At 58.0% G+C, this 9,693-nt stretch carries 7 protein-coding genes; 5 read left to right on the forward strand and 2 right to left on the reverse strand.

Features of this window, described 5'->3' with window-relative positions; genetic code table 11:
- Positions 1-7: 7 nt before the first annotated feature.
- Both C2E25_RS03980 and mutS read right to left on the reverse strand, forming a co-directional pair.
- Positions 8-1,723: an N-acetylmuramoyl-L-alanine amidase gene (locus tag C2E25_RS03980; protein ID WP_103114495.1), complete on the reverse strand. Its 1,716-nt coding sequence runs from the start codon at positions 1,721-1,723 to the stop codon at positions 8-10.
- The gene (gene mutS, locus C2E25_RS03985; RefSeq protein WP_103114496.1) at positions 1,723-4,335 is read right to left on the reverse strand and encodes a DNA mismatch repair protein MutS; all 2,613 of its coding nucleotides are present in this window, start codon (positions 4,333-4,335) and stop codon (positions 1,723-1,725) included. The genes C2E25_RS03980 and mutS overlap by 1 nt, the downstream gene beginning before the upstream one ends.
- Positions 4,336-4,516: 181 nt before the next feature.
- Here mutS and C2E25_RS03990 point away from each other — a divergent pair, with 181 nt between their 5' ends.
- The 5 genes from C2E25_RS03990 (at position 4,517) to C2E25_RS04010 (ending at position 9,556) form a co-directional block, all read left to right on the forward strand.
- Entirely contained in the window at positions 4,517-5,035 is a 519-nt protein-coding gene (locus tag C2E25_RS03990; protein ID WP_103114497.1) for a hypothetical protein, read from the forward strand.
- A gap of 7 nt (positions 5,036-5,042) precedes the next feature.
- A complete protein-coding gene (locus C2E25_RS03995; RefSeq protein WP_233189326.1) occupies positions 5,043-5,978 on the forward strand; it encodes a cation diffusion facilitator family transporter in 936 nt (311 codons plus the stop codon).
- Between the two features lie 60 nt (positions 5,979-6,038).
- Positions 6,039-6,470, forward strand: coding sequence for a translesion error-prone DNA polymerase V autoproteolytic subunit (gene umuD, locus C2E25_RS04000; RefSeq protein WP_103114504.1), 432 nt, complete (start codon positions 6,039-6,041; stop codon positions 6,468-6,470).
- Positions 6,471-6,472: 2 nt separating this feature from the next.
- Positions 6,473-7,723, forward strand: coding sequence for a translesion error-prone DNA polymerase V subunit UmuC (gene umuC / locus C2E25_RS04005; RefSeq protein WP_103114498.1), 1,251 nt, complete (start codon positions 6,473-6,475; stop codon positions 7,721-7,723).
- Between the two features lie 585 nt (positions 7,724-8,308).
- Entirely contained in the window at positions 8,309-9,556 is a 1,248-nt protein-coding gene (locus C2E25_RS04010) for a hypothetical protein (RefSeq protein WP_103114499.1), read from the forward strand.
- Positions 9,557-9,693 lie beyond the last annotated feature (137 nt).

Raw genomic sequence — 9,693 nt, forward strand, 5'->3', positions numbered from 1 at the left:
GTCCTGTTCACCTGGTGGCAATCAGCTTCAGGGCCCGGGCGTAATCCCGGACTCCCCTGGCGATGGCGATGGCGGTTTTCTGGTGGTAACGACGGTCCTTGAGACGTTTTTCCTCACGCCGGTTGCTGATGAAAGCGGTTTCCACCAGCACCGACGGCATGGTCGCGCCGAGCAGGACATAAAATGGACCGGGACGAACACCGAGGTCCTTGACATATTTGTAATTCCGGCCGAGGGCACCGACCAGGGAGGACTGGATTTCAGTCGCCAGCCGGCTCGACTCGTTAATCTTGGAATTGGCCATCAGATCGAAAAGGATCAGCTCCAGATCGCCGACCTCCTTCAGGCTGGTATCATTCTCGCGGGCGGCCACGGCGACCGCGGCATCACTCTTGGAGAAGTTGAGATAATAGGTCTCGATACCGTAGGCCTTGCGGTTGCGGCTGGCGTTGGCGTGGATCGAGATGAAGAGGTCGGCATTGAGCTGGTTGGCAATCTCGGTACGGCGGTCAAGCGGCAGAAAGACATCCCTGTCGCGGGTCAGCACCACCTTGCATTTCAGGGTCTTGCGCAACTGTCTGGCGACCTCGCGGGCGATGGCCAGGGCCACGTCCTTCTCCCGGGTGCCGCCGGGTCCGATCGCCCCGGGATCCTTGCCGCCATGACCGGCATCGACCACGATCAGCCGCAGGCTGCCGTCCTTCTGCTGACTGGGGATATGGACCTTGAGCTTCCGTTCGGCGGGCGCGTTGGCCAGGACGTCGCTGATGCCGTCAGCCGGCGGTGGAGCATGCAGTTCCGGCCCGCCCGCGACCGGCTGTTTTCCCTTTCCGGGCGACAGGTCGACGACGATGCGATAGGGATCGGCCAGCGAAAAAATGTGATAGCCAACCGCTTTCGTCAGGTCGAGGGCCACCCGCAGGGTACCATCCCGGGGGTGACCGGTACGGATCTGGCTGACCAGGCCGGTTCGGTAGTTCCACACTTTTTCCAACCCCCTGCGACTGTCGGCACCTTTCAGATCGAGATAGATACGAGCCGGAATTTTACCGCTGCCGGCGGCAAGAAAATGGGAACGAAAATCGACCTTGCGGTTGAAATCGAGAACAATGCGGGTTTTGTTGCTGCCGCTCCAGCTGCGGATGGCCGCCAGTTCCGCCTTGTTGCCGCCCGCTGAGCGCGCGCGAACCGGCGGGGTCTCGGCCGGGGCGAAAGCGGCCAGGCGCTTGGCGCGGGGCCGGGCCCGGGCAAACATGTCGCTGCGGGGATAATCACGGACAATGCGCGCGTAATGTCGGTAGGCGGCGCTGAAATCGGCAAGCGGATCTTCGAGCAGTTCCCCGGCCAGCAGCAGGCTGTCATCGGCCAGAGAGCTGGCGGGGTAGTTGTCGGCCACCCGATCGAAATAACCGACCGCCCGCCGGGCGTCGGAGGCCAGCAGAGAAACCCGCGACAAACCGCGGCAGGCCTTGCCGGCCATGTACAGCGCGTCGGCCGCGCGATCATCTTCCGGCCAGGCCTGGGCAATGCCGACGAAATCATCCACCACCCGCATCCAGTTGTCCCGGTAGAGCTGCTTTTTGGCCGACTGCTGCAGGCGGATATAGCCCTGCTTGGCCTTCTGGTAGGCGCTTTCGGCATCCAGGGCCGAGGCCGGTGCGGCAAAACCGAGCAGCACGACCAGGGCCAGCAGGACAGAGAGTTTCGCGCGCAGGGCCACCATCAGAGCATCCGTTTCAATCGATCAAGCAGGTTCAGGGCCTCAAGCGGCGTCAGCACGCTGACATCCACCTCCTCCAGGGCGCGACGCAACTGATCGTCCCCCGCCCCGAACAGGGAAAGCTGCGGTGTCTGCTCCACCGGAGCGCGCTTCTCCCTGGCGAGCCGCGGCTGACCCTCACCGACGAATTCGCCGGTTTCGAGATTTTTCAGAACCTCCTTGGCCCGATCGATCACCGGGCGCGGCAGGCCCGCCAGGCGGGCGACCTGGATACCGTAGGAATGGCTGGCGCCGCCCTTGACAATGCGCCGCAGGAAAACAATCTGGTCATTCCATTCCTTGACGGCGACATTGTAATTCTGCACCCGCTCGCGGGTCAGCGCCAGGTCGGTCAATTCGTGGTAGTGGGTCGCGAACAGGGTCTTGGCGGCCACCGACGGATGATCGTGCAGATACTCGGCCACCGCCCAGGCGATACTGACACCGTCGAAGGTCGAGGTACCGCGGCCGATTTCATCCAGCACGATCAGGCTGCGCGGGGTGGCGTGATGGAGGATGTTGGCGGTCTCGGTCATCTCGACCATGAAGGTCGACTGGCCGCGAGCGAGATTGTCGCTCGCTCCGACCCGGGTAAAAATCCGGTCGACCACCCCGACATGAGCCTCCCTCGCCGGCACCATGCTGCCGATCTGGGCCAACAGGGTGATCAGGGCGACCTGGCGCATGAAGGTCGATTTACCGGCCATGTTGGGGCCGGTGATGATCAGCAGCTGGTTCTCGCGGTTGTCGAGCAGGGTGTCATTGGGGACGAAGCGTTCCCCAAGATTCATCGCCTCGACCACCGGGTGGCGGCCGTCGACGATCTTCAGCAGGTCGCCGTCATCCACCTGCGGACAGACGTAGTTGCGTTCATGGGCCAGGTCGGCCAGTCCGCAGATGACGTCGAGAGCGGCCAGGGCGTCGGCCACCTCCTGCACCCGCGGCCCTTCGGCGACCACCTGCTGCCGCACCTGCTGGAAAAGCTGGTATTCAAGGTCGATCAGCTTCTCTTCAGCGCCGAGGACCTTGCTTTCATAGTCCTTCAGATCCGGCGTGATGTACCGTTCGGCGTTGGTCAGGGTCTGCTTGCGCTGGTAGTCCTCGGGCACCCGGTCAAGGTGGCTTTTGGTGACCTCGATGAAGTAGCCGAACACCTTGTTGAAGCGGATCTTCAGATTGCTGATGCCGGTCCGCTCCCGTTCCCGCTGTTCGAGACCGGCGATCCAGCCCTTCCCCTCGCGGGCGATCGCCCGCAGTTCGTCCAGTTCGGCGTTGAACCCGGTCTTGATCAACCCTCCCTCGCGAAGCACGAAGGGCGGCTCGTCGGCAATCGCCGTTTCGATCAGTTCACAGAGATCCGGCAGCGGATCGATGCGACCGGCCAGTTCCCGGCTGAATCCGGCCTCAAGCGAGGCCATGCGGTCAACCAGTTCCGGCAGCCGCTGCAGGGAAAGCTTGAGGGCCACCAGGTCCTTGGCATTGGCGGTCGCCATGGAAATTTTCGCGTTGAGCCGCTCCAGGTCGTAGATGCCGTCGAGGGCGACCCGCAGATCGTTGCGCTCCAGGCTGCGCTCCACCAGTTCCGCGATCGCCTGCTGGCGCGACTGGATGCGGGCGACATCGAGCAGCGGGTGACTGATCCACTGCTTCAGCCGGCGGCCGCCCATGGCGGTCATGGTGCGGTCGAGCACCCCGATCAGGGCTCCCTTGCGGCGGCCGTCGTGCAGCGTGGCGGTCAGTTCCAGGTTGCGACGGGTCGCCTCGTCGAGCACCATGTATTCGCTGGACTGGTAGGTGGACAGGGAACGGATATGGGTCAATCCCTCTTTCTGCGTCTCCTTAAGCAGGTGCAGCACCGCCCCGGCAGCGGCGATGGCGCCGGAAAGCCCCCGGCAGCCGAAGCCTTCGAGGCTCGACACGGCGAAGAACTCCTGCAGTTCGATCGTGGCCCGATCGACGGCAAAGGCCCATTCCGGAAGCCGGGTCAGCGCCCGACCGGCGAACAGGTCGGCCAGTTCACGGGCAACCTCGTCGCCCCAGCCGTCTTCCTGCAGAATCACCTCCCGGGCCTGCAGCGAGGCCAGTTCGCCGCGCACGCCGGCCAGGCCGGCCACCTCGGTGACCCGGAACTCGCCGGTGGTGATATCGAGAACCGCCACCCCCCACTGATTCTTCTCTCCCGGCGCCAGGGCGAGCAGGTAATTGTTCTCCTTCGGCGTCAGGCTGTCGGTATCGACCACCAGTCCCGGCGACACCACCCGCACCACTTCCCGGCGGACGATCCCCTTGGCCGCCTTCGGGTCTTCGACCTGCTCGCAGATCGCCACCTTGTGGCCGCTGGCGACCAGCTTGTTCAGATAGGGCTGGCAGCTGTGGTAGGGAATGCCGCACAGGGGAACCTCTTCGGCCGCCCCCTTGTTGCGCGAGGTCAGGGTGATGTCAAGAATGCGTGACGCCTTGACCGCATCCTCGTTGAACATTTCGTAGAAATCGCCGAGCCGGAAAAAGAGGATCGCGTCAGGATACTCGCTCTTGATCTGGAGATACTGACGCATCATCGGGGTCTGCTGGGGCATGCCTGAACTACCTGTCAGAATCTTTATTTAGCAGGGAAAGAAATGTCGCGCTGCAACGCGGCTCATGGTAACAGACCACCGGAACACTGTAAACAGCTGAACGACGCCGCTGAACAAACCTGACAGACTTGACCGCCTGACCCACGGAATGTTAATAGAAGGCTGATTTCACGGAGGTTTCATGAAAAATTCAAATTCGGACCGGGCCACGTCCGAGGCCCTTGACGAGGCATCTTTCCAGATTGCCGATCTCGAAGACGAGATCCGTGCCGACCGCCTGCTGGGAGAGCTGCTGCGCGATTTTCTTCAGCACCGGATCGCCCGGCATGACGATGACGCGGAAACCGCCGGCAGCCTGGCGCGCGGCGCCGATTACTTCCTGCGCGAATTCATCATCGGCGACCGGCGCGAAAACATCTACCGGATCCCGGCCGAGCGAATCAGGCAGTTCGCCGGACACTGGTACATCGTCCGCAACCTGGAGCCGAACCCGGTCGAACTGGGTGACATCCTCGACGGCGTCGCGGCCTTCTACACCTGGTTCGAAAGCGACAATCGCTGTTCATCGCAGTTGAGCGGCGCCATTGCCCGGGCCTGCGGCGATCGCGACTACTACCGCGAGCGGATCGACAGCTTCTGGGACATCGAGGGGGACGGCTACAGCCACTGGGTCGCCGCCTGTCCACTACCGACCGACTGAGCCGCTGATGGATACCTCCCGTCTGAAAATCCGCGCCGCCAAGATCTCGGTTTCCACCGCCGCCGGTCTTGCCGCCATCAAGCTGGTGGCCGGAGTCCTGACCGGTTCGCTGGCGGTGCTGGCCTCGGCGGTCGACTCGCTGCTCGACATCCTGATGTCGGGTGTCAACTATTTCGCCATCAGGCGCGCCGAGCAGCCGGCCGACGAATCCCATCCCTTCGGCCACGGCAAATTTGAAACCGCGGCAACCCTGATCCAGAGCACCATCATCGCCCTGACCGGGGCGTGGATCTGCTTCGAAGCCGTTCGTCGGTTGACCGGCGAGATCGAACTGGCCCGCATCGAGGGGGGGATGATCGTGCTGCTGTTCAGCGTCGCCACCTCCAGCGCCATCAGCCGCTACCTGCGCCGTATCGCGCGCCTGACCGACTCCTCCGCCCTGCAGGCCGACAGCCTGCATTTCGCCATGGATGTCTACACCAACCTGGCGCTGCTGCTCGGCCTGATCCTGATCAACACCCTCAAAGCTCCCTGGCTCGATCCGATTCTCTCCATGCTGGTCGGTGTCTACATTATCTTCGAAGCGGTCAAGCTACTGCGTCACGGCATGCGCGACATGCTGGATGAAGAACTGCCGGAATCGGTTCGCGCCGAGATCGCCCGCCTGATCGAAAGTCACCCCGACGACCTGATCGACTACCACAACCTGCGTACCCGCCGCGCCGGCTCGCAGAAGATCATGGATTTCCACCTCACCGTCTGTCGCCACCTGACCATCGAACAGGCCCACGACATCGCCGACGCGCTGGAGAAACGAATTGAGGACAGCCTGCCGGGAGCCGATGTCACCATCCACATGGAGCCCTGCGGCTCCGACCACTGCCCCGGACATGATGAATGCGAACAGGACAAGACCAGGCTTAAGACCCGGCCGACGGCGTGACCTATCCGGTCACGGAACTCGGGCATGCTGCGGGAACTCCCCGGAGAGAAGGACCTTCGCATGAAAGTTGAACGGATCGGCCAGGCCGGTCGTTTTGACGCCCTGGCCATTCCCCTGTTTCTGGATAAAGTCCCGGCGGGGTTCCCGTCGCCGGCGTCCGATTACTGCGAGCGTGCCCTGGATCTGAACGAGCTGTGCATCAGAACCCCCGCCGCGACCTATTTCGTGCGGGCGCAGGGGGACTCGATGATCGAAGCCGGCATCTTCTCCGGCGACGTGCTGGTGGTTGACCGTTCCCTGGAGGCGAAGCACGGGGATATTGTCATTGCCGAATTCAACGGCGAACTGACGGTCAAGAAACTGGAGCTGAGACCCCGGACCCGCCTGGTGCCGATGAATGACCACCATGCCCCGATCCCGATTCCGGAAGGAGCCGAGCTGGAAATCTTCGGCGTGGTCACCACCGTCATCCATTCACTGCGCAACCCCTGACCATGTTCGCCCTGGTCGACTGCAACAATTTCTACTGCAGCTGCGAGCGCCTGTTCCGGCCGGACCTGAAAAGAGTGCCGGTGGTCGTTCTCTCCAACAACGACGGCTGCGTCGTCGCCCGCAGCCCGGAGGCCAAGGCCCTGGGAATCGAGATGGGGGTGCCCCTGTTCAAGGTCCGGGACGACATCGAACGGCACGGCATCCGGGTCTTTTCCTCCAACTACACCCTCTACGGCGACATTTCCTCGCGGGTGATGCAGACCCTCGAACAGTTCAGTCCGCGGATGGAGATCTACTCCATCGATGAAGCCTTCCTCGATCTGTCCGACATCAGCAAACTGTATGACTACGGCCAGAAGATCCGGACGACCGTGAAACAGCATGTCGGCGTTCCGGTAAGTATCGGCATCGCCCCGACCAAGACCCTGGCGAAGCTGGCCAACTCTGCGGCCAAGAGGTTCAGGGCAACCCGGGGTGTTGTTGAACTGTGCGACCCGCGCAGGCAGCAACGGCTGCTGGCGATTACTCCGGCCTCTGAAATCTGGGGGATCGGCCGCAACCTCACTCGCGCCCTGCAACGGCGCGGGGTGAAGACGGCCCTGGAGCTGGCTCGAATGGAGCCACGCCGGGCCCGGCGGCTCTCTTCCGTAACCCTGGAGCGCACAGTGCGGGAACTGAACGGGGAGAACTGCATCGCGCTGGAGGAGGCGGCGCCGAAACAGCAGATTATCTGTTCCCGGTCCTTCGGAGAGAAATTGACCGATTACCGCGAGGTGCGCGCGGCGGTCTGCGAGTTTGCCGCCCGGGCGGCGGAAAAGCTGCGCCGGGAAAAACTGCTGGCCCGGATGGTCAGCGTCTTCATCCGCACCAGCCCGTTTGACGGAACCGGCGCCGGCTACAATAACGCGGCCACCGGCACCCTGCCCCGGCCGAGTTCCGACACCCTGGAGATTCTGCACCTGGTGAGCCGCCTGTTCGACATGGTCTGGAAGGATGGCGGCCGTTACGCCAAGGCCGGGGTCATGCTCGGGGACTTCTGTTCACCGGACAATCTCCAACTCGACCTCTTCGACACCGGGACCGACCACCGGCGAAACGACAACCTGATGCGGGCCGTCGACAGCATCAACCGGGACAGCCGGGGGACGATCCGGTTCGGCGGACAGCGCCCGCGGAAGGACTGGTTCATGCGGCAGGAGCATCTCTCACCGGCCTATACGACGAAGTGGAACTGCATTCCCGTCGTGAAATGATGGCTGTTTCGGGCCTGGTTCACCATTTTTTCCGCCCACAGTAAGCTGATCTGCCCCAAATTTGAGATTTTTTTGAGAAACCGGGAGTAAAATAGGCCCCCTTAAGTCCATAGCAGTTGCAGGAGGGGACAGAAAATGCTCCTTTATTTTCTCTTTATTGGAGTTGGCTTGCTGGTGGTCGTGGGGTTATGCCTGTGGCTCCTTATGAAAATGTCGTCGTGATTAACAGTTGCCACAGCCTGAAATCGACTTGGCATAAAAGCGGGCACTGTGGCGGGGCCTCCCAATTCGCTTGCGCGGCAACCCCGCATAGCCCTCCCCGTCTGGGAACGGGTGGTACGGCCGGGAGAATATCACCGTGTCTCACAGTGCCCGGAGGGGCTATAGCAGATAGGAATGGACATGATAGAAGTTTTGATAGCCCCGGAGTTATCCTTATCGTAAATATTCAACTTTTTTCTGAGATCCAGTTCGGAACTTAAGTGTTGTCAAAATTTATCTTGGCCAAAGAATAGAGAGTTGACATATTGTACAGATCTGAACAATAACTTGCTGTGTAGAAATATGAACTAACGGGAATGAACTATGAGTCAAGATTTTAAATCTATAATAAAAAATTACAAAGAAGACCAAGAAACGGTTTATAATAGTTGGTTTGTAAATAATGATGAAAGATTAAAGGCATTTCGATCAATTCGTAGAGGCGTATTTGACGTAATACAAGATATAAAAACAGGTGAATTCGGAAATGATTTTAAAGGATCTTCTTTAGAATTTGTTTTAAATTGTATTACAGAACAAAAACAGGTATTCAAGGGTGCATCTCATCCGTTTTACTGGAAGCCTAAACTACGAATACCAGACATATACGAGAATGAAGAAAACAAATTAGCATTTGGACAATTTTTAGAAAAATGTATAAATGCAACAAAAGAAGAACAAATACTAAAAGAAATCATTATACTTGACAAAAAGAAAATAAAAGGCCTAGGTCCTGCTGTTGCAAGTATTCTATATTTTTTACACCCAACAATTATTCCGCCCTGTAATACTGCCATTGTAAATGGGTTTAATACATTATTCAGTGACAATGTAAAACTTGGGTCATGGACTGAATATCTAAGAATGAGGGGGGTGATAATTGAAAAAAACAATGAGTTTAAATCATATCTTTCAAATGACCTAGGCGCTTTTGCAGGCCTATTGTTTGATATTGGTGAAAAGAAACTATTAGTCAGTGATGATCATATATCAGAAGAAGAGCGAACAAAGATTGAAAAGAAACTTAAAAAAAGACATAAAGAAGTAATTAGCGAAATTGAGGAGGAAGACCTTCATACGGAAATGCAGTATCACATAATGACTATAGGTAATTCAATAGGATACGATGTTATCGCTGCATCCAATGACCGTTCAAAATGCCATAATGGTCAAAGCCTGTCATTTATCAGTCTTGGTAAATTTCCAGAGATCGATGTAGGCAAAGATACATACAAAACTATTACACTCATTGATGCTGTATGGTTTGAAAAAGAAACAAACAAGATTGCTTGTGCGTTTGAGGTGGAAAAAAGCACATCTATTTATTCTGGCATATTAAGACTTACCGATCTTCATTTTTCCTTCAAAGAAAACCCACCTACATTGTATCTCATAATACCTAACAATAGAGAAAAAGAAGTACTACTACAGCTACAGAGACCGTCTATTAAAAATAGTGAAATCAAAATACACTATATATTGTTTTCAGAATTAAAGGACAATTGTGATGCAATCTGTAAATTTGGCGATGACAAAGAGATACTGAAGAAAATATCAAAGCTTGCAAGCTAAAACCAACGGAGAGATCTATCCCACCGACTCGACTACTCGATCCGCTGTCCCTGCATCTTCAGTACTTCAAGAAGAGGGAATGGGTAGAGTAGAGAGCTGGTTCCTTTAACCACAGGCGCAGCTTATCCGTTTCCGGC

This window comes from Geothermobacter hydrogeniphilus, assembly GCF_002898515.1.
In the GTDB taxonomy this organism is placed as follows: domain Bacteria; phylum Desulfobacterota; class Desulfuromonadia; order Desulfuromonadales; family Geothermobacteraceae; genus Geothermobacter_A.